At 63.5% G+C, this 26691-nt stretch carries 23 protein-coding genes; 18 read left to right on the forward strand and 5 right to left on the reverse strand.

The genetic code is table 11. The features are described from left to right. The first annotated feature begins 46 nt into the window (after positions 1-46). The 3 genes from ACSYDV_RS15365 to ACSYDV_RS15375 all read left to right on the forward strand — a co-directional run bounded on the left by ACSYDV_RS15365 (position 47) and on the right by ACSYDV_RS15375 (position 5759). Positions 47-1912 (forward strand): zinc-dependent metalloprotease, encoded by a 1866-nt coding sequence (locus ACSYDV_RS15365; protein WP_438324675.1) that lies wholly within the window; start codon positions 47-49, stop codon positions 1910-1912. Between the two features lie 532 nt (positions 1913-2444). After that, entirely contained in the window at positions 2445-5201 is a 2757-nt protein-coding gene (locus ACSYDV_RS15370; RefSeq protein ID WP_438324676.1) for a M16 family metallopeptidase, read from the forward strand. 327 nt (positions 5202-5528) lie between these two features. Beyond that, on the forward strand, positions 5529-5759 hold the full coding sequence (locus ACSYDV_RS15375) for a hypothetical protein (RefSeq protein WP_438324677.1): 231 nt from the start codon (positions 5529-5531) through the stop codon (positions 5757-5759). Between the two features lie 17 nt (positions 5760-5776). On the opposite strand, the gene ACSYDV_RS15380 is transcribed toward ACSYDV_RS15375, so the two are convergent. The 4 genes from ACSYDV_RS15380 to ACSYDV_RS15395 form a co-directional block, all read right to left on the reverse strand. Further along, the gene (locus ACSYDV_RS15380; protein ID WP_438324678.1) at positions 5777-6577 is read right to left on the reverse strand and encodes a JAB domain-containing protein; all 801 of its coding nucleotides are present in this window, start codon (positions 6575-6577) and stop codon (positions 5777-5779) included. Between the two features lie 140 nt (positions 6578-6717). Then, the gene (locus ACSYDV_RS15385) at positions 6718-7188 is read right to left on the reverse strand and encodes a hypothetical protein (protein WP_438324679.1); all 471 of its coding nucleotides are present in this window, start codon (positions 7186-7188) and stop codon (positions 6718-6720) included. A gap of 41 nt (positions 7189-7229) precedes the next feature. Next, a complete protein-coding gene (locus tag ACSYDV_RS15390; protein WP_438324680.1) occupies positions 7230-7565 on the reverse strand; it encodes a hypothetical protein in 336 nt (111 codons plus the stop codon). Between the two features lie 61 nt (positions 7566-7626). Continuing rightward, positions 7627-8094, reverse strand: a complete 468-nt coding sequence (locus ACSYDV_RS15395) for a LuxR C-terminal-related transcriptional regulator (protein ID WP_438324681.1) — start codon at positions 8092-8094, stop codon at positions 7627-7629. 271 nt (positions 8095-8365) lie between these two features. Here ACSYDV_RS15395 and trbB point away from each other — a divergent pair, with 271 nt between their 5' ends. From trbB to ACSYDV_RS15460, 13 genes are all read left to right on the forward strand, one after another. Next, on the forward strand, positions 8366-9340 hold the full coding sequence (gene trbB / locus ACSYDV_RS15400; protein ID WP_438324682.1) for a P-type conjugative transfer ATPase TrbB: 975 nt from the start codon (positions 8366-8368) through the stop codon (positions 9338-9340). 2 nt (positions 9341-9342) lie between these two features. Further along, on the forward strand, positions 9343-9675 hold the full coding sequence (locus ACSYDV_RS15405; protein WP_037553363.1) for a TrbC/VirB2 family type IV secretion system protein: 333 nt from the start codon (positions 9343-9345) through the stop codon (positions 9673-9675). After that, positions 9675-9944 carry a VirB3 family type IV secretion system protein gene (locus tag ACSYDV_RS15410; RefSeq protein WP_438324683.1) on the forward strand — a complete coding sequence of 90 codons (270 nt, stop codon included), beginning with the start codon at positions 9675-9677 and terminating at the stop codon, positions 9942-9944. Before ACSYDV_RS15405 ends, ACSYDV_RS15410 begins: the two co-directional genes overlap by 1 nt. Further along, positions 9941-12382, forward strand: a complete 2442-nt coding sequence (gene trbE / locus ACSYDV_RS15415) for a conjugal transfer protein TrbE (protein WP_438324684.1) — start codon at positions 9941-9943, stop codon at positions 12380-12382. Before ACSYDV_RS15410 ends, trbE begins: the two co-directional genes overlap by 4 nt. Then, positions 12379-13095 carry a P-type conjugative transfer protein TrbJ gene (gene trbJ / locus ACSYDV_RS15420; protein WP_438324685.1) on the forward strand — a complete coding sequence of 239 codons (717 nt, stop codon included), beginning with the start codon at positions 12379-12381 and terminating at the stop codon, positions 13093-13095. Before trbE ends, trbJ begins: the two co-directional genes overlap by 4 nt. Position 13096: 1 nt before the next feature. After that, positions 13097-13348: a putative entry exclusion protein TrbK-alt gene (gene trbK-alt / locus ACSYDV_RS15425; protein ID WP_438324686.1), complete on the forward strand. Its 252-nt coding sequence runs from the start codon at positions 13097-13099 to the stop codon at positions 13346-13348. Beyond that, entirely contained in the window at positions 13345-14631 is a 1287-nt protein-coding gene (gene trbL, locus ACSYDV_RS15430; RefSeq protein WP_438324687.1) for a P-type conjugative transfer protein TrbL, read from the forward strand. Before trbK-alt ends, trbL begins: the two co-directional genes overlap by 4 nt. A 4-nt stretch (positions 14632-14635) precedes the next feature. Beyond that, the gene (gene trbF / locus ACSYDV_RS15435; protein WP_438324688.1) at positions 14636-15319 is read left to right on the forward strand and encodes a conjugal transfer protein TrbF; all 684 of its coding nucleotides are present in this window, start codon (positions 14636-14638) and stop codon (positions 15317-15319) included. A 29-nt stretch (positions 15320-15348) separates the two neighbouring features. After that, entirely contained in the window at positions 15349-16152 is an 804-nt protein-coding gene (gene trbG, locus ACSYDV_RS15440) for a P-type conjugative transfer protein TrbG (protein WP_438324819.1), read from the forward strand. Further along, the gene (locus ACSYDV_RS15445; protein ID WP_438324689.1) at positions 16149-17372 is read left to right on the forward strand and encodes a TraB/TrbI/VirB10 family type IV secretion system protein; all 1224 of its coding nucleotides are present in this window, start codon (positions 16149-16151) and stop codon (positions 17370-17372) included. The genes trbG and ACSYDV_RS15445 overlap by 4 nt, the downstream gene beginning before the upstream one ends. Further along, a complete protein-coding gene (locus ACSYDV_RS15450; RefSeq protein WP_438324690.1) occupies positions 17369-17584 on the forward strand; it encodes a DUF2274 domain-containing protein in 216 nt (71 codons plus the stop codon). Before ACSYDV_RS15445 ends, ACSYDV_RS15450 begins: the two co-directional genes overlap by 4 nt. 131 nt (positions 17585-17715) lie before the next feature. Continuing rightward, positions 17716-19503 (forward strand): competence protein CoiA family protein, encoded by a 1788-nt coding sequence (locus tag ACSYDV_RS15455; protein ID WP_438324691.1) that lies wholly within the window; start codon positions 17716-17718, stop codon positions 19501-19503. Between the two features lie 61 nt (positions 19504-19564). Then, complete coding sequence (locus ACSYDV_RS15460; RefSeq protein ID WP_438324692.1) at positions 19565-22765, forward strand: hypothetical protein; 3201 nt, start codon at positions 19565-19567, stop codon at positions 22763-22765. Here ACSYDV_RS15460 and ACSYDV_RS15465 read toward each other — a convergent pair whose 3' ends face one another. Next, positions 22766-24034 (reverse strand): site-specific integrase, encoded by a 1269-nt coding sequence (locus ACSYDV_RS15465; protein ID WP_438324693.1) that lies wholly within the window; start codon positions 24032-24034, stop codon positions 22766-22768. It abuts the gene before it with no gap. Positions 24035-24510: 476 nt separating this feature from the next. Here ACSYDV_RS15465 and ACSYDV_RS15470 point away from each other — a divergent pair, with 476 nt between their 5' ends. Continuing rightward, complete coding sequence (locus ACSYDV_RS15470) at positions 24511-25869, forward strand: ATP-grasp domain-containing protein (RefSeq protein ID WP_438324694.1); 1359 nt, start codon at positions 24511-24513, stop codon at positions 25867-25869. Next, positions 25866-26657, forward strand: a complete 792-nt coding sequence (locus tag ACSYDV_RS15475; protein WP_438324695.1) for a sulfite exporter TauE/SafE family protein — start codon at positions 25866-25868, stop codon at positions 26655-26657. The genes ACSYDV_RS15470 and ACSYDV_RS15475 overlap by 4 nt, the downstream gene beginning before the upstream one ends. The last annotated feature ends 34 nt before the right edge of the window (positions 26658-26691 follow it).

The raw sequence follows: 26691 nt of genomic DNA on the forward strand, positions 1-26691 counted from the left end.
TTACGGCGGAGGCTTCGCCCGCGTGTCGGAGTGGCTGGCGGCGGTCATGGTTGTTCTCGGACTCGCGGGGGTACCTGCCGGCGCGCAGACGGGCGGGGCAACCGGCGTTTCCTGCATAGGGCAGCAGCTTTGCATTGGCGTTTCAGCCGAGGGGAAAGCCTGGCTCGCTACGGGACGTGAGCCGCTTGCCATCGCTGTCATGCGAGAGGGAGCTTTCGAAACATCCTATTTTGCATTGTCGACGGACAAGGGGAGGCTCTTCGCGAGCCGGCTGGATCCTGGAAATGCTATCGGAAGCGATCGGCGCGAGCTTTCGGCGGTACAAGAGGGCTATATCGGCAACATCGCTGAAAAGCCCGGTCCAGCCGCTCGCTGGTTCGACGCCACCGATCTTCTACGCAGCGTGCCGCCAGCGCGTCACCGCACGCCGGTCTCATCTGATTGGAGGACACCGGCGCTTCAGCAGTCCGGAGACCGTTCGGTCATGGTCCCCGTCAACTTCGACGGGGCCGCAGATGCGGAGCCGGTCTTCATCACAGTGCTGCCGGCTGACCCGATGCGCGCGCACCCGTTCGATCCGCGCTTCGGCTATTTCAAGACCGCTATGCTGAGCACCACCTATGATTTTCCCGATGCGGGACCGGTGACCATCTGGAACGTGGATCGGGGAGGGCAATCGGGAGCGATGCCGGCACCCAAGCCGATAAAGTTGTATCTCGACCCCGCCATTCCGGCCGCGTTCAAGGCGGCGGTTCGCGAAGGCACACTTGCTTGGAATGGGCCTCTAAAAGCTGCGGGTGCAGGCTCACCGATCGAGGTTTCAGATCCGCCGGTGGGCGTCGACTGGTTGGTGTTTTCGCAAACCCACAGCTCGATTCAGTGGTGGCCAAGGGCTGCGGGTAATGTCCGGCAAATGGTGGTCGATCCGCGATCTGGTGAGATCGTCAGAGCGGCCGTGGTCATTGGTCCCAACGGCGCACAATGGTATGATTATTTTCTCTATACAGCTGCGAACGATACCCGCGCACTCACCGTCGCGGGACGGCGCGAGATTGAGAAGGATTTGTTCCGGGTCCTAGCATCGCATGAAATGGGCCATCTGCTCGGCCTTCGCGATGGCAACTACGGGAAGATCGACTACCCATTCGCGCGCATGCGTTCAAAGCTTTGGCTCGATCGGTTCGGCTTCTCGCCCAGCATCATGAACTACAACCGTGCCAATTATATCGCGCAACCGAGGGACCGGGTGCAGGCCGTGCAGCTGCTTCCGGCTATCGGGCCGAGCGACTATTTTCAAATCCGTTGGGCCTATGGCCGCGGCATGGACGACGCTGACATCGCGCGGGCGCTCAAGACTTCCCCTTGGCTGCGCTATTCGCCGGCAGTGTTGAGCCCGGTCATGCCACAGGCGCAGTGGGAGAACATCGGAACTGACGATCCGGTGTCTGCCTCACTCCTCGGCCTCAAAAATTTGCAGCGCGCTGTAGAATTGGCTGAAAACCTCACGGTCGAGCTGAGCGGCGAGGAGCGAAAAGCCCTGCGCGCCGCCGCAATCCGGCATTGGGGCGATTTGCTGCGGCATCCGATCGCCGTGATCGGCGGGTTCCGTGCCTATTATGGTGCGGATGGCCCACTCGTAACCTTTCCGTTGCCATCCGCTCTTCAGCGGCGCGCTCTTGCCTTTGCGAAGTTCCATCTCGCCGCGCCGCCATCGTGGCTTATCGCATCCGCTGATTTTGAACAAAGTGAGGCGCTGAAACAGATGCTTGATGCCGAGCGCAAGGAGCTGTTCCAGTTTTTTGCTCATGCGGACCGCGCAAAGAGAATTGCCGAAGGCAAGAGCGGAGCAAGCGCTTGCGCGTACAAAGCTACGGTCGATGAGCTTTCGGCAAAAAACGTTGCTGGAGAATGAGCGACGCTTTGCTACGCCCAACAACGTGATTGCCGCAAATTGCTGCTGATGCCGTTGAAGCCGTCAATTCCTTGCTTGGCGAAAGGCGAGCGGGGTACGTGTCGCAGCCAACGTGAATTGTCCGGTCTTCTCCACCGATCCCGATAGCGTTGCGGCCGAAGGCTACCCGATCGATCTCGCTGCCGCCACCAATCGTGCCAAAGCACCCGCAGACGAGGGTATCGAAGCGGGCCAGGTTTCGGCACGCCGGCTCGCAACGCTGCGCATTATCGGCCAGAGCGAAAGTATGCGGCCAGCAGCGGAACACCGATCTCTATCTCCCCCTGAAATAATCCATGCATTGGAGTGGGATGATGCGCTCTTATCCAGACTCGATGTTGCCGCTCCAATAGCGCGTCGGAATTTGTCCAAGCCGCCTAGTGACCGTTCGTCGTGTCTTGTCGACCGCTCGTCGAGGCGCTGGGAAATCGGTTCCTGATCTGGCGGCCACGCGCGTCCAAGTCTTTGACCGAATAATTCAGGGAGGGCACAAATGAAGTTCTATAAAATGTTTGCCGTCGGGCTACTGTCCTCGGCGTCTGTTTTTGCGCTTCCCGCGATGTCAAAGCCGGCCGCCGCTGCGTCTGCCGATCCGCTTCTTGAGCTGAATTTCGATGTGCCAGCCAAGAAGTTCGTGCTGAAGAACGGGCTGACGCTGATCGTTCATGAGGACAAGTCGGCTCCGCTCGTTGCGGTGAACATCTGGTACCATGTGGGTTCAAAGAATGAACCGCGGGGTAAGTCGGGTTTTGCGCATCTGTTCGAACACCTTATGTTCAACGGCTCCGAGCATTTCAACGATGACTTTTTCAAGGCCACGCAGAAGCTGGGGGCCTCCGACCAGAATGGCTCGACAAACGTTGATCGTACCAATTATTATCAGACGGTGCCGAAGGGCGCGCTGGACTCGATCCTGTGGCTTGAATCGGATCGCATGGGTCATCTGCTGGGCGCTATCAACCAAGCGAAGCTCGACGAGCAGCGCGCGGTGGTGAAAAACGAAAAGCGCCAGGGGCAGAATAATCCTTACTCGGCCGCCCAGGATCTGGTGATTGCAGCGACTGCATCGCCCGATCATCCTTATGGTCATTCGGTAATCGGCTCTATGGACGATCTCGACGCAGCGTCGTTGGACGACGTGAAACAATGGTTTCGTGACTATTATGGCCCGTCGAATGCGGTTCTGGTGCTTGCAGGCGACATTTCGTCTGAGGAGGCGCTGGCTAAAGCCGAGAAATATTTCGGGGATATCGCTCCGGGCTCACCTGTGTCGCAGCCGCAGAGCTGGGTCGTGAAAAAGAGCGGGACGATCCGCGAGACCGCCTACGTCCGCGCAGCGCTGCCGGTGTTTCTGCGCGTCTGGAATATCTCGGACCATGCTTCGGTGGACACCGATTATCTTCAGTTTCTCGCGCAGACCATCGCCGGCAGCCGTACCAGTCCGTTGATGAAGCGTCTCGTGATTGACGAGGAGATTGCGACTTCGGCCGAGGCATCGGTCGATAATCGCGAGATCGGGGGGCAGTTTTCGATCGAGGTGGTGGCCAAACCCGGCGTCGATCTTGCGCGGATTGAGTTGATCGTCGACGAGGAATTGAAGAAGGTTATCGCGTCGGGGCCGAGTACGTCGGAGATGGCGAAGGTTCGTACGCAGAACATCGTCGGTTTCGTACGTAGCTATGAGGGCATCGCTGAAAAAGCAGGGCTTCTTGCGGAGAGCGAGACTTACCTTCGATCGCCTGACGGTTGGAAGCAGGCCTGGGATCGCTTCCGTGCCGCGACACCTGCCGATTTGCAGGGCGCGGCCAAGCGCTGGCTGACCGATGGAGATTACATCTTACATATGCTGCCCTTCGGACAGTTGTCGCCGGCGCCTGTCGGGGCGGATCGTTCGAAGATGCCCGAGCCAGCCGCTGCAGTCCCGGCGGTGTTCCCGTCGATCGAGCGTGCGGAGCTGCCGAACGGGCTGAAGCTCGTCGTCGCGCGGCGGACAGGTGTTCCGGTGGTCGACATGTCGCTGCTCGTGAATTCGGGTATCGCAGCCGACTGGATAAGTGAGACGCCTGGCACCGGTGCTTTTGCAGCGCGGCTGATGGACGAAGGCACAACAACGCGGACTGGCGCGCAGCTCTCCGATCAGCTCGGCGCGCTCGGGGCCAGCGTCTTATCCGACGGCGGCGGGGAGAATTCAGTCGTGTCGCTGTCGGCGGTGAAGCCGACGCTCGCGCGCGCCCTGGACATCTATGCCGATGTCGTCCTCAATCCGGCCTATCGCGATGCAGATGTCGAGCGGGCCAAGTCGAGCGCGCTAGCCGGATTGGAAGCGGCGAGGCAGGATGGTGCCAAGGCTGCCGCCCGTCTCGCTCCGTCGTTGATCTATGGTCCGACTTCGCCTTACGCTGTGCTCGAGGCCGAGGTCGATATCCAGGCGATCGATCCTGCGAAGCTCGGCGCGTTTCATTATCGCTGGTTCAAGCCGAACAATGCGACGCTGGTCGTCTCGGGTGATACCTCGCTCGCCGAAATGCGCCCGCTGGTCGAGGCGGTATTTGGCAACTGGGCGCGCGGTCCGTTGCCCGAGCGCATCGTGCCGCTGACGCCGCCGGCCGCGAAGCCGGTCGTCTATCTGCTCGACAAACCGGGGGCACCGCAGTCGGTCATCACCGCGAGCGTCATTGCGCCGCGGCGTGTCGAGGGAGACAATGCCTCGCGCGGTGCATTTATCTCGGCGATCGGGGGTGGCTTCACCTCGCGGATTAACATGAAACTGCGCGAGGAGAAAGGCTGGGCCTATGGCGCGAGTGCGGGCATCACGGGCGGCCGCGGCAGCCGCATCTACACCGCCCGGGCTTCGGTCCAAGCCGACAAGACGTCGGAGTCGATGACCGAGATCGCAAATCTGCTTAATGGCGCGACCACGGACAGCAAGCTAACGGCTGCCGAGCTTGCCGATGCGAAGGGCAAGATGTCGCTTGGGCTATCGAGCGACTGGTCGAAGACGGATGGCATTGCCGCCGCGGTAATAGATCAGATTTCCTACGAGCTGCCAGAAGATTATTATGCGATCTACCCGCAGGCAGTTGCGGCGGTGACGCTAGATTCAGCGAATGCTGGAGGCGCGGAGATATTGGCGGGCAAGCCGTTCACTTGGATCGTCGCGGGCGATCTTTCGCGGATCGAAGTCTCGATCCGTGCGCTGAACCTCGGCGAGGTGCGCGTGATCAACTCGGACGGAAAATTGCTGCGCTGATCTATCCCCCGGCAAAGCATGGCCGCCGCCGCGCTCTCCCCGTGCGCTGCGGTGGTTTCATTTTAATACTGTGGGCCGGCCGGCCTGTTGGGGAGGCGCGAAGATCATTTTTGCTTCGCGTTTCCGAAACTGGAATCGGCTGCTTTTGAGAGGTGGACGCTAAAGCCCGCGTCTGCCTCAGGAGACGGCGGCAGGCTCGTCACTGACGCCAATCTTTTCGAGGCCTATGGCTTCGCCGACAATTATGCGCAGAATTTCGGCTACACGACGATGCATCACTAAGGCGCTGCGTATATCCCCGTTCTTGAAGCACATTAGGAGAGAAAAATGGACGAAGACGCTTTGTTCGCGGTTGGAACAGTCCTGGCGGCGATCGGCGGCCTGCTCGAACGGAAGGGCGTCTGCACGACCACCGAATTTGCCGAAACGCTGGGCAGCGTGGCGTTGATGACCGCCGAGTCCGGGGATGAGTATAAGAACCGTGCTGGCTATATCGGGAGCTGGGCGCAGATGGTGCGCGCTGCCGCCGAACATTCGGGCAGCGCGCGCGAACATTGAAGCGGGTTCGGCATCGCTCATTCGGCACCGGCTTCGAAATAGGCGCGCATCCGGTGAGCGATGACGGTATCGAGCCGGATGAAGGTCCGGCGCCCGTCGATCGGATCGGGCACGCGGCGGGTGATGCCGGCATCGCAGAGGCGCTGCGCCAGCCGTAGCGCGCTGCTCATCGGAATTGAGGATGTGACGCAAAGCGCGCTGATGGACAGGCGCTTGCGCTCGCATTCGTGAACGAAGAGATCGACCAGCATTTCCCAAGCGGGATCGCCGAACAGTTCAGGCACACCAAGTAGCTGTTGTCGGAGAAGCCGGCGCCGCATCGCTGTTTTGGCGTTTTGATAAGCCATATCGACTGGCGCGTCGGGCGAAGCAGAAGGCCTACTCCGGAAGACATAGGATGAGGTTTCGGGCGGTGCTCCCGCGATCGCATCGCGATTTACGATGTGATGCGCGTAGGCCGAAGTCACGACGACATGGTCGATGACCTCGATATCGAGCGACCTCCCGATCTGATCCAGGCGCCGGGTAGCCTCGATATCCTCGTCGCTCGGCGTCGGGTCGCCGCTGGGGTGGTTGTGGACTAGAATGATCCCGGCTGCATTGTGCTCGAGGGCGCGGCGAAAGATAGTCCGTGGGTAAACCGCCATCTGCGCCAGTGTCCCGTGCTGAAGCTGCTCGTCTGCTATCAGCCGCCGAGACTGGTCGAGAAATAGGACGCGCAGCACTTCCTCGCTGAGAGATCCCATCGATGCGATCAGATACCGACGCAGCGCGGGACTGAACGGATCGATAGCGATCCCACGCAGATCGCCTGCCATCGACTCCAAGGCCGCTTCGCGCGCTCCAATTATGAGCGAAGGCACAGGGGAACCGCGGCCCAAAATGCGGTAGATTGCTTCGGGCGATGCGGCCCAAATTCTGCCGATGCTCCGAAATTCGTCGAGAAGTTTGTTGGCAATCAGTTCGCTGTTGGCGGGTTCGACAGCGGCGATGAGCCTCGCCAGGATGGCTCGCTGCCGTGCTGCTTCACCCGTCGCTGGTGGCGCCAGGTTGCAACGATGAGGAGTGGGGCCACCGGCCAGGATGAGGCTACCTGCATAATCATGTAGGCAGCCGGGTGCAGAGAGATATCGAAGTATCGGCTGAGATGCGCGAGTAACGGCAAAATGTGGAGCGCTGCCGCAATCATCGGCCAGAAGCGATAGGCTATCATCGCCAGAAACATCGTCGCACTCGCACCGAAAATGTCGATCGTCAGATGGCCGACGTCGAGGGCCGCATATTCCGGTGCGATCAAAAGGTGCAAGGCCTGATCCGACGCGATCATAACGGCCGCTATCGCCGCCATCGCCCGCTCCGGACCGCCCCCCTTGCGAAGAGCGTAACCGATGGCCACGAGCATGATCAGGAGGAAGACCGCTACGCGCATCCTCCTTTCTTTTCATGCTCATGGCTCCCGGTCAAATCGGCTCAGGCTGCTGCCGTCAGCGGCACCACATTCGAGGCGGATGCCTTCGGGCATTCCTGGTGCAGATCATATCCAGCGGTCTCTCGGCCAATTTCGACGAGATCGCCATGCACGCGGTGGATGTCGCCGCTGACGTCGACGAGCGCGAGTTGCGCTGTGGCGAGCCGGCGGATGGTTGCATGCCCCTTGACCACGGGAACGCCCGACGTGTCGCGCCGAGCCGCAACGACGCTGCTCATGAGAGTAGAAATTGTGATGAGTGTATCGTCCACGCTCGTTTCGGCTGCCGTGACGTCGTGCTGAAGGCGTGCGGCGGTTGGTGCGATTTCATTGGACATGACTTCTCCTGTTCCGGAGGCGGCGTCCGCTCCGGCTATGGTTGGCGACAAAGGAAGGGGGTCAGCGAGTAAGTAACGCGGTGAGCGTCTGCCCGATGGACAGCCCGCCAATTCCGATCAGGACGATGGTGCCAACGACTGCCAGCGTAATCCAGACGCGTACTGCCGAACTATAATCGTGCCTCAACAAATCCCCGAACGGAGAGCGGTTGCCCGATGGCCGACCCAAGGCTTGGGAACTGTCGTGCAATTCCATTAGATTGGGCGGACCTCCGTCTGGAAAGTTGGATGGCACCAGTTCGGGAGTTGCCGGTAGTATGACCGGATCACATGGTATCCGATCATAGGTCTGCCGAAGCCGCGCATAAATGATCGCGGTCTCGTCGCGGTTGGCCGCGCCCAGCGTGTCGCGCGCAGTGGTGAGCCGCAAATCCACCGCCTGCTTCGATATGTCGAGGTCGCGGGCGATCTGCTTTGAGGTTTTCCGCTCGAGCAGCAAATCGAGACAGGCCCGCTGCTTTTCTGTCAAGCGCGTCCACCTCGAGAACTCGTCCGAATGCTGCAACCCCGAATCACTCATGCTGACACTGTTGTCAAAATCGCGCGCAGCACAACCCGCCGGACTTCATTTAATCGTTGCTGAAATGGAATTGATCGCATCGCAGCCTACGCCATTCCCTGTCTTTCTTACCCACAGTACGACGCGCGCAAATCTCTGTTGAAAGTAGAGATTTTCTGCGTCTCTTACTTGTCCCCGTCGAGCCGGGCGCTTTTGCCCGGACCATCCAACGGGGAATATCATGGGCGCAGAAGCGGTCCGTTTCGAGGCACAAGGACGTGGTGCGCGCATGCTGCGGACAGCGCTTGGCGGCGCGATCGCCGAGTGGCTTGCCGACCCCGCGGTCATCGAAATCATGCTCAATCCTGACGGTCGACTCTGGGTCGATCGCCTCGAAGCAGGGATCACCGATAGCGGTATCCTGCTCGCGGCCAGCGATGGCGAACGCATCATCCGCCTCGTGGCGCATCATGTCGGCGCCGAGGTCCATGCCGGGTCGCCGCGCGTTTCGGCTGAGCTTCCCGAAAGCGGCGAGCGCTTCGAGGGTCTGCTGCCGCCGGTGGTCGCGGCGCCGACCTTCGCGATCCGCAAGCCCGCAGTCGCGGTCTTCTCGCTCGGCGATTATGTCGCAGCCGGCATCATGTCAGCGCCGGCGGCTGAAGCGCTACGCTCCGGGGTTGCCGAGCGCCTCAACATTCTCGTCGCCGGCGGCACCGGGACCGGCAAGACCACCCTCACCAATGCCCTGCTCGCCGAGGTCGCCAAGACGAGCGAGCGTGTCGTCCTGATCGAAGACACCCGCGAACTGCAATGCGCCGCTCCGAATCTCGTCGCGATGCGCACCAAGGATGGGGTCGCGTCGCTGTCCGATCTCGTCCGCTCCTCGCTTCGCCTTCGGCCGGACCGCATCCCGATCGGGGAGGTTCGCGGAGCCGAGGCGCTCGATCTCCTGAAGGCCTGGGGCACCGGACATCCCGGTGGAATCGGCACGATCCACGCAGGCAGCGCAATCGGCGCGCTCCGCCGCATGGAGCAGCTCATCCAGGAAGCCGTGATCACGGTCCCGCGGGCCCTTCTCGCGGAGACGATCGATCTCGTTGCGGTCCTCGTGCGCGTCGGCGCCGGGCGGCGCCTTGCCGAACTGGCCCGCGTCGACGGTCTCGATGCATCGACGGGCGACTATCGCATCACCCCCCTCAACCCCGAAGGAGACTGACCATGACCCACGCCGCCCGGCGGGAAGCGCCGCGCTTCCTGCTCGCCTCGACCGCCCTCTATGTCGCGCTCGTCACCGCCTTGCCCGCTCGTGCGGGTGGCTCGTCGATGCCGTGGGAAGCACCGCTGCAGTCGATCCTCGAAAGCGTCGAGGGGCCGGTCGCGAAAGTGATCTCGCTGATCATCATCATCATCACCGGGCTGACCATCTCGTTCGGCGACACGTCGGGCGGCTTCCGCCGCATGGTGCAGATCGTGTTCGGACTGTCGATTGCCTTCGCAGCGTCGAGCTTCTTCCTGACCTTCTTCTCTTTCGGCGGCGGAGCAGTCGTCTGATGGAGGCGCAGGGCGAAGTCACCGGCTTTTTCGCGCCCGTGCACCGTGCGCTCGCCGAGCCGATCCTGCTCGGCGGCGCGCCGCGGGCCCTCGCGATCGCCAATGGCACGCTCGCCGCCGGCATCGGCCTCGGCCTCCGCCTCTGGATCGCGGGGCTCGTCCTCTGGATCGTGGGCCATGCGCTCTCGGTCTGGGCCGCGCGCCGCGACCCGCAGTTTGTCGATGTCGCCAAACGTCACCTCAAATATCCTGTCTGGATGCGGCCATGATGAACCTCGCCGAATATCGCTCGAAGTCGGCATGCCTGGCCGACTATCTTCCCTGGGTTGCGCTCGCCGATGAGGGCGCCGTGCTGAACAAGGATGGCTCGTTCCAGCGAACCGCCTCCTTCCGCGGTCCCGATCTCGACAGCGCCACCCCCGCCGAACTCGTCGCGGTCACGGCTCGGCTCAACAACGCGATCCGGCGCCTAGGCTCCGGCTGGGCGCTATTCGTGGAGGCGCAGCGGATGCCGTCGAGCGATTATCCCGAATCGCATTTTCCCGATCCGGCTTCCGCTCTCGTTGACATGGAGCGCCGCGAGCAGTTCCGGGAGGAAGGGGCGCATTTCGAGAGCCGCTATTATCTGACCCTCCTGTGGATGCCGCCGGCAGAGGATGCCTCGCGGGCGGAAGGCTGGCTTTATGAGGGCATGGAGCGCTCGAGGGTCGATCCGAAGGAGCATCTCGCGAGCTTCATCGACCGGTCGAACCGCATCCTCCATCTCGTCGAAGGCTTCATGCCCGAGGCCGAATGGCTCGATGACGGCGAAACGCTGACCTATTTGCATTCGACCGTATCGACCAAGCGTCAGCGTGTCCGGGTCCCCGAAACGCCCGTCTATCTCGACGCGCTGCTGACGGACCAGCCGCTCATCGGCGGGCTTGAGCCGCGGCTCGGCGAGCAGCATCTGCGGACCCTGACGATCACGGGCTTTCCGACCGCGACCTGGCCCGGCCTGCTCGACGATCTCAACCGGCTGGCCTTCGCCTATCGCTGGTCGACCCGCGCGATCATGCTCGACAAGACCGACGCGACAAAACTGCTGACGAAAATCCGGCGGCAATGGTTCGCCAAGCGCAAGTCGATCGCGGCGATCCTCAAGGAGGTGATGACCAACGAACAATCGGCGCTTGTCGACAGCGATGCGTCGAACAAGGCCGCCGATGCCGACATGGCCTTGCAGGAGCTTGGCGCCGACCATGCCGGCATCGCGTATGTGACCGCGACCGTCACCGTGTGGGACACCGACGCGGCGCTCGCCTCGGAGAAGCTACGGCTGGTCGAGAAGGTCATCCAGGGCCGCGACTTCACCTGCACGATCGAGGGCATGAACGCGATCGAGGCCTGGCTCGGGAGCTTGCCCGGTCACGCTTACGCCAATGTCCGCCAGCCGCCGATCTCCACCCTCAACCTCGCCCACATGATCCCCCTGTCCGCCGTGTGGGCGGGAGCGGAACGGGACGAGCATTTCGGTGACGCCCCCTTGCTTTACGGCAAGACCGAAGGCTCGACCCCGTTCCGCCTTTCCCTCCATGTCGGCGACGTCGGTCATTGCCTCGTCGTCGGTCCGACGGGGGCGGGCAAGTCGGTGCTGCTTGCGACGATGGCCATGCAGTTTCGCCGCTATCCGGGCTCGCAACTCTTCGCGTTCGATTTCGGCGGCTCGATCCGCGCCGCGGCGCTCGCGATGGGCGGCGACTGGCAGGATCTTGGCGGGGCGCTTCACGACGGCGAAGACGGGGTGGCGTTGCAGCCGCTCGCCCGGATCGACGAGGCGGCCGAGCGGAGCTGGGCGGCCGAATGGCTCGCCGCGCTGTTCGCAGGCGAAGGAATAACGATCGACCCGGCGGCGAAGGAGCATCTCTGGTCGGCGCTCACCTCGCTCGCGACGGCCCCGGCGGCCGAACGAACGCTGACGGGACTCGCCGTGCTCCTCCAGTCGCGCGAGCTCAAGCAGGCGCTCGCGCCCTATTTGGTCGGCGGGCCCTGGGGGCGGCTGCTCGATGCAGACGAGGAGCGGATCGGAGCCGCCCGCGTGCAGGCCTTCGAGACCGAGGGACTTGTCGGCGCCGCGTCGGCGGGACCCGTCCTGTCCTATCTGTTTCACCGGATCGCCGGACGTCTCGACGGCTCGCCTACGCTCATCATCATCGACGAAGGCTGGCTCGTGCTCGACAGCCCGGCGTTCGCGGCGCAGCTCCGCGAATGGCTGAAGACGCTGCGCAAGAAAAATGCGAGCGTGGTCTTCGCGACGCAGAGCCTTGCCGACATCGAAACGTCGAGTATCGCGCCCGCGATCATCGAGAGCTGCCCCACCCGCATGTTTCTGCCGAACGAGCGCGCGCTCGAGCCGCAGATTGCCTGCATCTACGAGCGCTTCGGCCTCAACGACCGGCAGGTCGAGATATTGAGCCGGGCGACGCCGAAGCGCGATTATTATTGCCAGTCGCGGCGCGGCAATCGCCTCTTTGACCTCGGCCTCGGCGAGGTCGCGCTCGCCTTCACCGCGGCATCCTCGAAGACCGATCAGACGCGCATCGCCGAGCTGTTCGCAGCGCACGGCCGCGAAGGGTTCGCGGCCGCCTGGCTCTCTCACCGCAAGCTCGAATGGGCGGCCGAGCTGCTCCCCACCATCGCCGTCCCCAATGAGGAGTTCCCCCGATGAAGAAGAATATCGTCCGCGCCGTCGCTCCCGCGGTGCTTGTGTCCCTGACCGTGTCGGGTCCAATGCTGGCGGTCCCGGCGAGCGCGCAGCTCGGCGGCATCGTCCACGATCCGCGCAACTATTCGCAGAATATCCTGACTGCCGCGCGCACGCTCGAGCAGATCAACAACCAGATCAAGCAGCTGCAGAATCAGGCAACCTCGCTGATGAACGAGGCGAAGAACCTCAACAGCCTGCCGACATCGACGCTGGGCACGCTGGAGGCGCAGGTCGACCAGACGCGCCAGCTCCTCGCGCAGGCCGAGGGTATCGCGTTCAACGTGTCGGACATTCAGAAGGGGTTCGAGGCACGCTACAAGGGCGGAGCGCTGACGGGGTCGGCTGCCGAGATGGTCGCCAATGCCGAAGCGCGCTGGAAGGACAGCGTCGGCGCCTTCGAGGATGCGATGAAGGTGCAGGCCGGCATCGTCACGAATATGGGCGGAACGCGGAGGTCGATCTCGACGATCGTCGGCGCCAGCCAGTCGGCGACCGGCGCGCTTCAGGCCGCGCAGGCGGGCAACCAGCTGCTCGCCATCCAGTCGCAGCAGATCGCCGATCTCGCCGCGGTCATGAGTGCGCAGGGCCGCGCCGAGATGCTCGATGCCGCGCGCGCGGCGGCCGCCGAGGCCGAAGGCCGCGAGCGCTTCCGCCGCTTCCGCAAGGGCAATTGAGATGGGCCGGGTGGGCGGGCTGGTGATGGGGGCAATCGTCCTGGGTCTTGCGCTGACCCTTGCCCTTGTCGCGGCGCTCGATCCGCCCGCGCCCCGTGCGTCCGCCCCCGCGATCTCCGGGGCGGACGCACCCCCCGATTATGGCGACACGCTTCGTCGCTGCCGAACCGCCACCGAGGCCGATCCCGAATGCGAGGCGGCCTGGGAGGCGAAGCGGCGCCATTTCTTCCGGACCGAAAAGAGCAAGCCATGAACGACACCGGCGTTATCGACAATTTCCTGTCGGTCTTCTCGACCTATATCGACAGCGGATTCGGATTGCTTGGCGGCGAGGTCGGCTTCCTGTCCTCGACGCTGATCGTGATCGACGTGACGATCGCGGCGCTCTTCTGGGCGTGGGGCACCGACGAGGATGTATTGCAGCGGCTGGTGAAGAAGACGCTCTATATCGGCGTCTTCGCCTTCATCATCGGCAATTTCCAGACGCTGGCCACGATATTGCTGGAGAGCTTCGCCGGTCTGGGTCTGAAAGCGGCGGGAAGCGCGATGGCGATCGGCGATTTCATGCGCCCCGGCATGATCGCTTCCACGGGGCTCGACGCCGCAGAGCCGTTGCTCGATGCGACCGCCGACCTTGTCGGCCCGGTCGGGCTCTTCACTAACTTCGTCCAGATCCTGATCCTGCTGATCGCCTGGGTCATCGTCGTGATCGCCTTCTTCATTCTTGCGGTGCAGGTCTTCGTCACGATCCTCGAGTTTAAATTGGTGACGCTCGCGGGCTTCGTCCTGCTGCCCTTCGCCTTCTTCGGACGCACCGCCTTCATGGCCGAGCGCGTCCTCGGCCATATCATCTCCTCAGGCATTAAGCTGCTCGTGCTCGCGGTCATCACGGGCATCGGCACGACCCTCTTCCAGCGCTTCATGGACGCGGGGCTCGGGACTGAGCCCGACATCCGCGAGGTGATGGCAATCGCGCTTGGCGCCTTGACCCTGCTCGGTCTCGGCATCTTCGGTCCGAGCGTCGCCAACGGCATCGTGGCGGGCGGCCCGCAGCTCGGCGCTGGCGCGGCGGCCGGCACCACGCTTGCGGCCGGTGCGACGATCGCCGCCGGGGCGGCTGGCGCGACGCTGGCGGCCGGTGCCGCGAGCAGCGCCGTCGGTCGAACCGCGCTCGGAGCCTCGCGCGCGTCCGGCAGCGCTTCGGCATCCTATGCCCGCGGCGCGGCCGGGAAGAGCGGGATGCGGGCGTTCGGTGCGGGGCTCGCCAATGTGGCGCGCGACGCGACCCGCGGGGCGGGTTCGCCGCTCCGCGCCGCGGCCGAACGTCTGCGTCAAAGCTATGCCTCGGGGCAGGCGGGCAAGTCCGCGGGCGGCGCTGCCACCGCCAGCGACGGCGCGGCGTCGCCCCCAACCTGGGCGGCAGCCATGAAACGGCGGCAGGCCGTCACCTCCGGCGCCACTATCGCCTCGCAGACCCTCAAGGCCGGCGACAGCCACGGCGCCGGCTCCGCTCCCGACATCAGCCAGAAGGATTGAACCCATGTTTCGACGCCCGTCCCAACATTATGGCAAGTCCCCGGTCCCGGTTACGCCCTACCAGCGCGCGGCGCAGGTCTGGGACGACCGCATCGGTTCGGCCCGCGTCCAGGCGAGGAGCTGGCGTCTCGCCTTCTTCGGCTGCCTCGCACTTTCGGGCGGACTTGCCTCGGCGCTCGTGTGGCAGTCGCTCCGCGGCACGATCACGCCTTGGGTGGTCGAGGTCGACAAGCTTGGCGAAGCGAGGTCGGTGGCGCCCGCCGATGCCGACTATTCGCCGACGGACCCGCAGATCGCATTCCACCTCGCCCGCTTCATCGAGCATGTCCGCTCGATCCCGGCCGATCCGGTGGTGCTGCGCAAGGACTGGCTCAGCGCCTATGACTTCACCACCCCCAAGGGCGCACAGGCACTGAGCGATCACGCCCGCGCAAATGATCCCTTTGCCGAGGTCGGCAAGATGCAGGTCGCCGTCGACGTGTCGAGCGTGATCCGCGCCTCGCGCGACAGCTTCCGCATCGCCTGGACCGAGCGCCGCTATCAAGACGGCAGCCTCGTCGAGACGTCGCGCTGGTCGGCGATCCTGACCACCTCGATCCAGCCGCCCCGCACGCCGGACGCCCTGCGACGGAACCCGCTCGGCGTTTTTGTCACTGCTATTTCTTGGTCGAAGGAGCTCAGCCAATGATCCGTCTTACCCTTCTTCTCGGCGCTTCCATGCTCGCGCTGTCGGCGCAGGCGGCACCCGCCGATCCGCGCGCGCAGGTCGGCCGTGCGAACGACGCGGCGCGTGTCCAGCCCGAGCGCGCGACCTTCCTCAACGCTATCCAGAAATATGCCTGGGCCGATGGCGCGCTTTTCCAGGTCTACACCGCCCCCGGACAGGTCACCGACATCGCATTGCAGGAAGGGGAGGAGCTTGTCGGTCCGGGGCCTGTCGCGGCCGGCGACACGGTGCGCTGGGTCATCGGCGACACGCTGAGCGGCACGGGCGCGTCGCGCCGCGTGCATATTTTGGTGAAGCCCACGCGCCCCGACATCATGACGAATCTGGTCATCAACACCAGCCATCGGACCTACCACATCGAACTGCGCGCGACGCCTGCGACCTATATGGCGGCGGTTTCCTGGTCCTATCCGCAGGACGAGCTGATCGCGCTTCGCGCCGCCGAAACCGAACAGGCGCGGCTTGCCCCGGTTGCGGGTGGCATCGATTTTGCCGCCTTGAGCTTTGCCTATCGCATCTCTGGCGCGAAGGTGCCCTGGCGGCCGGTGCGCGTTTTTGACGATGGGCGCCAGCTCTTCGTCGAGTTCGGCGCTGCGATCGCAACCGCGGACATGCCCCCGCTCTTCGCGATCGGGGAGAAAGGTGCGGCGGAGCTTCTCAACTACCGCGTCGACGGCCGTTACATGATCGTCGACCGTCTCTTCGATCGCGCCGAACTTCGCCTCGGGAGCGGGCGCGGTGCCAAGGCCGTGCGCATCGAACGCGAAACGCCGCGCCCGCGAGGCCGGTCGTGACGGCGGCCGAACAGCCGGGCGCCGAAGCCGTGCCCGCCGAGCCAGAGGTGACGCCGATCGCGCCTGCGAGTCCCGATGCGTTCCGCCTTGCGGGTGAGACGCCGCGGGTCATGCGTCTGTCGCGGAAAACACTCGCGGTCATCGGCGGGGCCGGCGGTCTCGCGATCGCGGCATCGCTCATGTGGGCGCTGCGCACGCCGGCCCCGTCCGAGCGGCAGGAACTCTATGAAGCGAGCAACAGTGCGAGGCCCGACGCGGTCACCGGAGCCCCCGCCGATTATGGCGCTGTGCCGAAGCTCGGTCCGCCGCTCCCCGGCGACCTCGGCCGGCCGATCGTTGCGGCGCAGGGCAGCGGCGAAGCAATCCCCGTCCCGCCGATCGGCGCGGAAGGGGGCAATCCTCCCGATCCGCGCGAGGCGGCCGCCGAACAGGCGCGGCAGCGGGCACTGCAGGAGCGCGAGAGCGCCCAGACGAGCCGGCTCTTTCTGGGGGGCGGAACCGCAAGTTCCGCAGCAACAGACATTGTGTCCGCCGAGGCGGCCGCGCCCGAACAGGCGGCGGAGCCTCGCACGGCCAATGAGGGGCGGCGTCAGTTTCTGGCGTCGGGTTCGAAAAGGCCTCTCGAAAGTGGCGAGCGGCTGATCGCCCCGAGTTCCGCGATGATCGTCCAGGCCGGGACTGTCATTCCGGCAGCGCTCATCACAGGCATTCGCTCCGACCTGCCGGGCCAGATCAGCGCGCAGGTGACGCAGAATATCTATGACAGTCCGACCGGGCGTATCCTGCTCATCCCGCAAGGCTCGCGGTTGATCGGCGAATATGACAGCGAGATCGCGGCGGGACAGAGCCGGGTGCTCCTCGCATGGGATCGCCTCATCTTGCCCGGCGGACGATCGATCCGCCTCGAACGGCAGCCCGGTTCCGACGCCGCAGGCATGTCGGGGCTGGAGGATCGGGTGAACAATCATTGGGGCCGGATGGTCCGCGCCGCGCTCGTCTCGACCCTGCTCGGGGTCGGGGGCGAGCTCAGCGTCGGCGGCGACGACGAACTCGCCCGGGCGCTCCGCTACGGGATGCAGGACAGCACGAGCCAGGCCGGGCGCCGCATCGTCGAGCGCGAACTGGCGGTGCGTCCGACGCTCACCATCCGACCGGGTTTCGCGCTCCGCGTAATCGTCACCCGCGACCTTATTCTCGAGCCGCAGGCGGATTGGAGATGAGTCGGCTGCGCCTTGGGCCGATCGTCGAGGAGAAGCTGGTCAAGGCTACTGTCGAACTCACGGGCAAGCTTGCGCGCGATCTCGCCGACTATGCCGCGGCACATGCGAAGGAAAATGGCCTGTCGGAACCGTTGTCGATCGAACGGCTCATACCGCCGATGCTGGAACGGTTCGTCGCGACCGATCGCGGTTTTGCGAAGGCGCGGCGTTAGGCGGTAAAGAGTATTTTGTATGCGCACACAGGGTCGATTATGATCGCCCGGTGGACGAGCATTTTGCTCCTGAGCGGCCGACCCAACCTCCGCGGCCTTGCACAACGAAGCCCGATCCCTCGGGCTTGCGGGTGCCTTTCGCTGCATGCGGCGATGGCGTGGTTCGGCACGTCGAACAGATCGTATCGCACCGCGACGGCCCCTTTACCTGCCTTGGATGCAAGGAACGACTGACCCTTCGGCTCCCGAAGAAGATGCGGAAACATTTCGCGCACCAGTCCGACAGCCGATGCTCAGGCGAGACGGCCCTGCATCTCTACGCCAAGCTGCTGCTGGCTGCTGTCCGACAGGTCACCCTGCCGAGCCTTGTCCTGCGCGAGGAGCGATTGGAGGAGGTGGTTTTCGAAGGCGGGCAATTTGCGCTCGACGAGGTGAGGCTGGAGACATCGGAGGGCGATTTCCAGCCCGATGCCATGGTGTGGATCGGGTCCGATCGCCGCGCGGTGGAATTCAAAGTGTCGCACGCGGTCGATGAGGAGAAGCAGCAGAAGGTGGCGCGCGCAGGCTGCCCGATGATCGAGATCGATCTTTCCGGAGTGCGTTGGCGCCAGCTTGATGGCGCCGAGCTCGACGAGCAGATTTTGCACGACGCACCGCGGCACTGGATCCATCATCCGGATCGCGAGCGTTCCGCGCAGCGCCTGTCCGAGCGGGTCACGGCGGAAGCGACGCGCAAGGGCGAGGCGCTCCGATGGCATATCCGGGACCGGCCGCAGAAGCCTCCCGTTGATACCGAATGGGTCGCGGAGATCATGGCCGACCTGCAATATGCCGAACTGGACTATCTGCTCGGGGCCAAGAGCCGGATGGGCCATTGGTTCACGGTAAGGCCGCAGCTTTGGCAGGCGGCGCTCGTGCATGCCCTGATCTACACGCCGAGCATCAAATACTCGGCGGGATCGCACATCCATATCCATGGCGAGTGGCCGAACGAGGCGAATCTCGAGAGCGTGCTGCCTACATGGATGCTGCGCACTGACCTCAGCAATTACAAACCGAAGGCACTCGCGGCGGCCGGCTACTCGCGGGAGAGTTTCGGGTCGCCCAGCCAGGCCGTGACCGAATATCTCTTCAATCTCTTCACCGATCGGCAGGCTGTGGTGTGGGAGCGTGACGAGCAGCGCTTCTATGTCGACCCCGATCTTCATGCCCGCGTTCACAATCGCTACGACCTTGAGCGCACCGTTGCCTGCATCGCCAAGGATGCCGGCCATCCCGATCCCGATGGTTTCAGCCGGCGCTGGATGCGGCGATATAATGTCGACGGCCGAAATCCTTGGAAGGTGGCGGCGGAAGGCGGCGATGATTTTCACGCGCTGGACGAGCGGGTCAGGGCGATCTTCGACATGTCGCGCAGCTATCGCGACCTTCCGATCGTCGACGATCTTTGCGGATTGCCCTTTCAGGAGTGGCGCGACGCTATCCGGCAGAAGCGCGAGGCGAAGGAAGCCGCCGAGCGCAAGCGGATCGAAGACGCCAAGGAGAGCCGGCGGCGGAACTTTGCCATTGCCGCGAAAAACGCGCTCAAGGACGAGGCCGAGACCTGGCTCGCATCGACGGTGGTCGACGGAGTGCCGATCACCGAGTGGGCGTGCGGAAGCGATGATCTCTATTGGCGAGCCTTCAGCCATATCGAGCGCGCCGAGGACGTGAGGAAGCGCCGGGTTTTGGCGGCGGAAGCGGCTGAGGAACTGCGCAAGCGGCTCACGACCGCCTCCAACAAGGCCTTCCGCGATCCCGACCGCGCGCACCTCTTCCTCAACAGCGCGCATCCCAAGCTTGCCGGTCGCCGCCCGATCGAGGCGTGCGAGACCGATGCTGATTTGAGGGTGGCGCTGGCCCTTCTTCCGAAAGCGTAGCGGAGCATGTCGGAGGCAATTCCCGCTCGCGTGTGAAATTACGATGTTCTAGACTTGTTCTATGGACCATCCCGACGATTCGGCCGAGCTGCCCGAGGCCATGGGCGCTATTCTTCCTTCGGAATTCATGCGCCAGCTGAGACCCGACGAGTTTTCCGATAGCGGGTCCGAACCGGCCTTCATCCTCGAAGCCTATGAGCTGGAGCAGCGCCTCGAATATGTCACGGCGCGCAATGAGACCCATGATTTCGAGATCTTCTGCCGCAAACTCTGCGAGCGGATCATCTGCCCCAATCTGAAGCTGGCCACCGGCCCCGAAGGTGGCGGTGACAGCAAGGCCGACAGCGAGACCTTCGCCGTCGCCGATGAGATCGCAACGCTGCACTATGTAGGCGAGGCAAATTCGGGAAGCGAGCGCTGGGCCTTTGCTTTCAGTGCCAAGAAGCAGTGGCAGCAAAAGGCGCGCTCGGACATCGAGGGCATCGCCGGGACGGGGCGTCCCTATACGAAGGTGTTCGTCGTCACCTCGCGTTACGGCCGCTCCAAAGACGTCGCCAAAATTCAGGATGAGCTGTCCGAGAAATTCGGCTTTCGCGTCGAGATATTGGATCGAAGCTGGATCATTGATCGGCTGTTGAACGAGGGGCATCAGGATCTGGCGGTCGATTACCTCGGTGTCGGAAAGCGCAACGAGAAGGCGCGGGTCGGTCCGGCAGACTATGCGCGATCGCAGCAGCTCGAGGATCTTGAGAAGGCGATTCAGGACCCCGCCGCTTATGAGGGCGTCGAGGCCCAGCGCGCGACCGACGCGCTGCTCGCTGCGACGCTTTCAAAGGAATTGGAGCGGCCGCGGTTCGAGACCGACGGACGGCTTGACCGGGCCATCCGTCTTGCCGATCAGTCGGGATCGCTCAGCCAGCGTATCGAAGCACGCTATCAGCGGCTCTGGACCGGCTTCTACTGGTTCGATGATTTCGATCTTCTCGAGCGGGAGTTCGATGCGTTTGCAGAGCTCGCTCTCGGTTCGCCGGCGGCGCGTCACGCGGAACGTGTCGCAAACCTCCTGCAGTGCCTGATCAGTGCCGTCGCGCAGGGCTATCGGCGGGCCAAGGTCGTGCGCCTTGATGAACGGCGGGGACCGCTTGTCGACCGGCTCGAATTCTTTGCAGGGGAGAAGGACCGGCCGAACAATGCTCTCGAAGCGCGCACAACGTTGCTGATGCTCGATGTCACAACGACCGCTTTCGACCGCAGTGAAGATCGGGCGCCCCTTTGGCAGGAAGCGGGATCAATTCTCGAAGCCGCTGCTGGCCTCGCCGAATATGACGCGGACCGGCTGTCGCAATTGGTCGACGGCGTCGGACCGCTGGGCGCGAAGGACCCGGCCTATGGAGAACTCGTCGACCAACTCGCCGAATTCATGGGTAAGCGAGTGGGCGAAGGCGAGAGCGGCCGGATCCTGCTCCGGCGGGCAAGCCGCCTCGATGCGAGTGCCGATCGCCTCGAACGTATCCGCCTGCTCGGGCGGGCAACGCACCAGCTGACCAAGCGCGAATATGCCGAAGAGCTGATCGAGGCGAGCTACATGCTCGCCGTCGCCTATCAGGGGATCGGGATGCTCTGGGCTGCCCGCGCCGCTGCTCTGTTCGCGGTCGCGTCAATCATCGCAGATTCGGAACACGATACCCATCCGTCGGTTACCTTGGTTCCCGCCTTCATGCTGCTGACCTGGATCGATATTGAGCTGCGGCTAATTCCGGAAACGCTCGATGCGATCCGGATGATCAACGGCTGCCGGAAAGTGCTGCCGCTCGATGATGAGTCGAAAGCGCGCGTGGACGACCGGCTCAAACAGATGGATGGGGTCCTCGCCAGCCAATTCTTGAATAGCTCGACTGAAGACCTCGACGTAATGGCGGCATTACCTTCGGTCCTGGAGCAGCTGGGTCTGCCCATGTGCTGCGGCGCGCTTCTGTATGTCCTTGGCTATGTGGAGCGGCTTGGCGAGCGGCAGACGGAGGAGGAACCGGAAGGCGGGCTGGAAGAGATGTTCGCGCGGGTAGCCAACCAGCCGGCTGGCGACCTGCGAGGGCGGCCGCTGCTCACTGGTTCTCTGGAGCCGCATAGCATCGAAACCCGTGTCATCGGCATGCGCGTGGTCGTACATGTGCCGGGCAGCGACAGTTCGATCCTCGCCGGTCAGACGCTCCTCGCCGTGATCGATACTCTGTTCGCGACGACAATCGGCCGACGGATCGGAGCATTTGTCGAGCGCTTCGATATCGATCTGGTCGAGAGCACGGACGTCACGGCACCGAGCGTCGATTTTGATCAAAAGAGGATGCGGGCCAAGCTGCACTGGCCGTCCGGATCGACGCCCGCCGACCATCTGGGCGAAAATGGCACCCACAGTCAGTTTCTGCTGCTGTCGACATTGATGCTCGTCGCAACCTCGACCGCCGACGGGCAGAAGATTTCGCTCGAGAAGCTATTCCGCCAAGAGTCCTTGTTGGAGCGGGTCAGCGCCGCAGTGGCGAGCTCCAACAGCCGTATCCGCGCGATGAACAGTCAAGCGTCTCGCTTGGCGGAGTGGGAGGCGCTTTCGCTCGAGCGTTTTCCCCCGAAACCCGAACGGCCCGTGATCGTGCGCGTCCCCGATAGCGACCCCGAAGAGGAAAAGGTGAGCGTGCGATACGCGGCGGGCGACCATCGCAGCGTGGAAGTCCGGTCGATATTGGACATTCCGCAATGGGAGCGCGCGGGGTGGATCGGCGTGATGCTCGGGCTGGAGTACGACCTCCCGATCATCGGCCTGCACTTCGAAAACCGCGAGGTGGGCCGCGAGATTTTCGAGCGGTGGCGCGAACGATTTGGCGCGCGTGACGCGGAGGGGGCGATACATGTCGCGATCCTGCGCGAACTGCCCGGACGGCCTCCGTCCCACTATGCCGTGCTGCTGATGCCGGGCGTGGAGCCGGAGGAAGGCACGCTGATGAGCATGCCCAGCCGCCTCAAATTGCTTGAGCCGGCGGTCGACACCAACCTGCGTTTCTTTCTCGAGAATTATCCAGCGGGCGGCTCCTATATTCTGGTGCCCAGCCATGTGAAGGAGAGCGGCGAGCTGGAACTCATGAAGGACCTCGCCATCCTGAAGCATGACCTTTCGATCCGCAAAGTCGCCGACATTGACAACTCCAGCCTGGAAATCATCGGCGTGCAGATTTTGGAGGCAATGGAAACGCGCGATGCTTCGCTGCCCTGATCACGCAGCGAACTTCATCTGCGCCGCCTTCCGCACGCCGGTCTCGATATGTTTCGCAATCTCGTCCGAGGTTCGGCTGACCGCCAGCTTCACGGCTTCGTCGATATGGACATAATCCTGGGTCACATTCTGCGACGCATGGCCGAGCATCGCGCGGATCGTGAGCTCGGAGAAGCCGAGTTCGCCCGCCATGCTCCCGAAGGTGTGGCGCAAAGTATGCGGAGTTACGCCCACGATGCCTGCCGAGCGGCATAGGCGGGACAAGCAGTCGCTGACAGCCGTGAATGGGCCTTCGCCGTTCGATGCGGGGAAGACGAAAGGACAGCCCGCAATTTCGGGTTGCGCGACGACGATCTTGATCGCCTCGGGTCCGATCGCGCGATATTGCGCGTCACTCTTCGTGTCGGGGAAAGCGACATAGCCGCCCATCGGGTTGACCCATTGCCGCTGCATCGCCTGTGCTTCTTCCCGCCGATAGCCGGTCAGAAGAAGCGTTCTGACGATTGCGAGCGCAACAGGGTTCTCGGAACCCAGTTCAGCCCGGCCAATTGCGCGACCAAGAAGTTCGATCTCTGCAATGCTGAGGCGGCGGGTTTTCTTCTTGGTCGCGAGCTTCTTCGCGCCCTTCGTCGGATGCTCCGCAATCAATCCCTTATGCTTTGCATGGCCGAGAATGGCTTGGAGGGTGCCGAGGCTCCTTCCGGCGACGCCGATGCCGCCCGTTGGTCGACCACCGCGCCCGCCCGACGGCGGCTTTCGGGTCTGACCGGTGGCGATATCATTTTGCATCGCCTCGACGTCCGCGATCGTCAGCTTCCGAACGAGGCGTTTGCCGACGAGCGGGATGACATGCGTCCGGATGCGGCTCTCGTCCATGTCGAGCGAGGATTCCTTGATCGGGCGGTTCTTGCGACCGAGGATGCGACCCGCCCGTGCCTCGACCAGATACCATTCGCACATTTCGGCTACATTGAGTTCCTTTCGGACCCGGCGCGACTCCTCTGCCGGGTCTTCGCCTGAGGCCACTTTTCCCATCTGAATCTTAGCGAGCTCTCGGGCTTGCTCGACAGTCATAACTCCGAAGCGTCCGATCTTCACCCGTCGAACCCGGCCTTCCTCATTCATATATTGGATGACGAACGTCTTGATCCCAGTTGCGCCAACGCGGACACCGAAACCCTTGATCTCAGTGTCCCAAAGAAATTCCTGGCCAGTAGCTGGCGCAGCCAGTGCATCGACCGTTCGCTTGTTGAGCTTTGCAAGCGCCACAAGTTCCTCCATCATATTACGCGAGGGTGGCCGGAACAAAAAGTAATAATGGCGTAATAGAAATCGACCGTTTCGCAGGGTAGGTCGAGGATATTATGGCGTAGGGAGAAGTCAATAAATGATTGATTTATCGTACTTTGGCGTATAGAAAGAAGCTGTGGCGTACCTATAGTAATATTTTGCCAAGGTTGGGGTCGAGGGTTCGAATCCCTTCGCCCGCTCCAGTTTTTCAAAATAGTTGAGAGACTTGTGATGGGGCCGCTAGCGCGGCCCTTTTGCATTTGTGGATCGCGCCCGGCGCCTCCAACATGCCACGGCAGGGCGCTTTCTTTCATGGGAAAGCGCGACGCACGATCCGGCCGACGCGCCTCGTCGATACATCCAGTCCATACATCCAACTGTCCCGATCCGTTGAACGATGGCTCGACCCGCACGTTCCCGGATGCAATAGAGCCCCCTGTTGACGGAGATTTGTTTTGCGCGGCTGGATATTCTTCCATCGAGACCTCGATCCGGCATTGCCCGAAGTACCCGAAATCCTGCGCTTTCAGGAAGCGGCGGCCGAGCGCGGCCTTGAGCTTCTCATCCTCAATCCGCACAATTTCGACATCGTCGCGGCGCCGCTCGAGGAATGGGCGGTCCATTATGAAGGTCATTCGCTGGAGCGTCCGGACTATATTTTGTGCCGCACGGGTGCGGAGACGGACTATTTCACCCTCGCGGTTCTCCGCCATTTCGAGCGCCGCGGCGTCCGTCTGATCAATGGTCCGGAGACGATCGACCTCGTCGCCGACAAACTCCACACGATGCAGCGGCTGGCGCGTGCCGGCCTCGCTATTCCCGCAACGATGCTGGGAAAATTCCCGATCGACGCCGACATCATCGAGGAAGAGCTTGGCTTTCCGGTGATCGTGAAAACGCTGCGCGGGACGCGCGGCACCGGGGTGCTCAAGTGCGAGGACCGCAATCAGTTCGAGGATCTGGCCGGCCTGCTCGAAAGCGCGGAAGCCAAAGCCGACTTCCTGTTTCAGCATTATGTGCGATCCAGTCATGGACGGGATGTGCGGGTGCTTGTGATCGGCGGGCGCGTGGTCGCGGCGATGGAGCGCCGCGCGCCACCGGGGCATTTCAAATCCAATGTGTCGCTGGGCGGTGTCGGTGTTGCGCATACGCCCACCGGAGAAATGGCCGAACTGGCCGCCCGGGCCGCCGATGCGCTGGGGCTGGAGATAGCCGGAATCGATATCTTGTTCGACGAGGATGGCTACCGCATCTGCGAAGCCAATTCGGCGCCCGGCTTCCAGGGACTGGAGCGCGCCTGCGGAATTGATGTCCCCAACGCGATCTTCGACTGGATCGAAGCAAGCCGCGAAACCCGGGATCGGCCGATCAAGGCGGTGACGGGCGATGCGCTGATCGATCTGGTTTTCGGCGGGCGCCTGCGCCTGCGCGCGGTCAGCGATCGCGTGCGCGAACGGCGCCTGTTCGCACGGGCGGTCGGCGTGCGGCTGATCGGAGCCGGGATGGCGTCGATATTTACCTCGCTCGCTCCCTCGAATCGCGTCGAGAGGCATAGTCTCGTCGCAAATCACCTCGAACAGCTGCGTGCCGATGCACGCGGGATGCCGCTGACGCTCGGCGCGGACATCGAACAGGAACAGGCATTGCTGACGCTGCTTGCGGTTTCGATCTGGGCTGCCGTTCTGCCGTGGCTGGCGGGAGCCGAGCCCGTGTTCGCCGGTGCGCTGTCGTTGATCGCACTCTGTTTCCCGGCCGTCTTCCTCCTGACGCACCGAAAGAAGACACGGGTGCGCCCCGCGGAGAGGGGGCAATGATTCCTTGGGCCGAACTTTCGCTCTGGACCCTGCTTCCCTTCATCCTCATCGGCTTCACGGCCCAGTTGATCGATAGCGCGCTGGGTATGGCCTTCGGCGTCGTCGGGACGGCCTTGCTCCTCCTGCTCGGGTTGCCGCCGGCATCGGCGTCGGCGGCGATCCACGCGGCGGAAAGCTTTACCAGCGGGGTGTCGGGGGTCAGCCATGCGCTGCAACGCAATGTGGACTGGCGGTTGTTTCGCCGCCTTGTCATTCCCGGCATCGTCGGGGGCGCGATCGGCGTGTTCATCCTCGCCAATCTGACCGACGCCGTCGCCCGGCCCGTGGTGCTGACCTATCTCGGCGCGGTGGGCATCTATCTTCTCTGGCGCGGCGCGCGGCGACCGCAGGCCTATCGCGATCTCAAATTCGTCGGCACCCTCGGTCTCGTCGGCGGCGTTCTCGACGGATCGGGCGGCGGGGGATGGGGGCCTGTCGTCACCGCCAATCTGCTCGCGCAGGGGGGCGAGCCCCGGCGTGTCATCGGGACGGTCAATGCGGCAGAGTTTTTCGTCACGGTTACCATCGCGGCGGGCTTCATCGGCGCTTTGGGCTGGCAGACCTTCGGTGTTGTCGCGGTGGGTTTGCTGATCGGCGGCGTCATCGGCGCTCCGATCGGGGCGTGGCTGGTGCGCCGACTGCGCGCCGAACTGATCGTCACGGCTGCCGGTGCGCTCCTGCTCGTCGCAAGCGGCTATGGCCTTCTGGCGCTGATGTTCGATCCGGTGCCGTCGTTTCCGGGCTTTTAGGCCGGGCTTTCAGGCCGCGCGTTCAGGGGCCAGC

This window comes from Sphingopyxis selenitireducens (assembly GCF_051550705.1).
Lineage (GTDB): Bacteria > Pseudomonadota > Alphaproteobacteria > Sphingomonadales > Sphingomonadaceae > Sphingopyxis.

Bases quoted from the DNA above. Each gene is read 5' to 3' on its own strand.
- ACSYDV_RS15365 (WP_438324675.1), top strand. From the start codon at position 47: ATGGTTGTTCTCGGACTCGCGGGGGTACCTGCCGGCGCGCAGACGGGC.
- ACSYDV_RS15370 (WP_438324676.1), top strand. From the start codon at position 2,445: ATGAAGTTCTATAAAATGTTTGCCGTCGGGCTACTGTCCTCGGCGTCT.
- ACSYDV_RS15375 (WP_438324677.1), top strand. From the start codon at position 5,529: ATGGACGAAGACGCTTTGTTCGCGGTTGGAACAGTCCTGGCGGCGATC.
- ACSYDV_RS15380 (WP_438324678.1), bottom strand. From the start codon at position 6,577: ATGGCAGGCGATCTGCGTGGGATCGCTATCGATCCGTTCAGTCCCGCG.
- ACSYDV_RS15385 (WP_438324679.1), bottom strand. From the start codon at position 7,188: ATGCGCGTAGCGGTCTTCCTCCTGATCATGCTCGTGGCCATCGGTTAC.
- ACSYDV_RS15390 (WP_438324680.1), bottom strand. From the start codon at position 7,565: ATGTCCAATGAAATCGCACCAACCGCCGCACGCCTTCAGCACGACGTC.
- trbB (WP_438324682.1), top strand. From the start codon at position 8,366: ATGGGCGCAGAAGCGGTCCGTTTCGAGGCACAAGGACGTGGTGCGCGC.
- ACSYDV_RS15405 (WP_037553363.1), top strand. From the start codon at position 9,343: ATGACCCACGCCGCCCGGCGGGAAGCGCCGCGCTTCCTGCTCGCCTCG.
- ACSYDV_RS15410 (WP_438324683.1), top strand. From the start codon at position 9,675: ATGGAGGCGCAGGGCGAAGTCACCGGCTTTTTCGCGCCCGTGCACCGT.
- trbE (WP_438324684.1), top strand. From the start codon at position 9,941: ATGATGAACCTCGCCGAATATCGCTCGAAGTCGGCATGCCTGGCCGAC.
- trbJ (WP_438324685.1), top strand. From the start codon at position 12,379: ATGAAGAAGAATATCGTCCGCGCCGTCGCTCCCGCGGTGCTTGTGTCC.
- trbK-alt (WP_438324686.1), top strand. From the start codon at position 13,097: ATGGGCCGGGTGGGCGGGCTGGTGATGGGGGCAATCGTCCTGGGTCTT.
- trbL (WP_438324687.1), top strand. From the start codon at position 13,345: ATGAACGACACCGGCGTTATCGACAATTTCCTGTCGGTCTTCTCGACC.
- trbF (WP_438324688.1), top strand. From the start codon at position 14,636: ATGTTTCGACGCCCGTCCCAACATTATGGCAAGTCCCCGGTCCCGGTT.
- trbG (WP_438324819.1), top strand. From the start codon at position 15,349: ATGCTCGCGCTGTCGGCGCAGGCGGCACCCGCCGATCCGCGCGCGCAG.
- ACSYDV_RS15450 (WP_438324690.1), top strand. From the start codon at position 17,369: ATGAGTCGGCTGCGCCTTGGGCCGATCGTCGAGGAGAAGCTGGTCAAG.
- ACSYDV_RS15460 (WP_438324692.1), top strand. From the start codon at position 19,565: ATGGACCATCCCGACGATTCGGCCGAGCTGCCCGAGGCCATGGGCGCT.
- ACSYDV_RS15475 (WP_438324695.1), top strand. From the start codon at position 25,866: ATGATTCCTTGGGCCGAACTTTCGCTCTGGACCCTGCTTCCCTTCATC.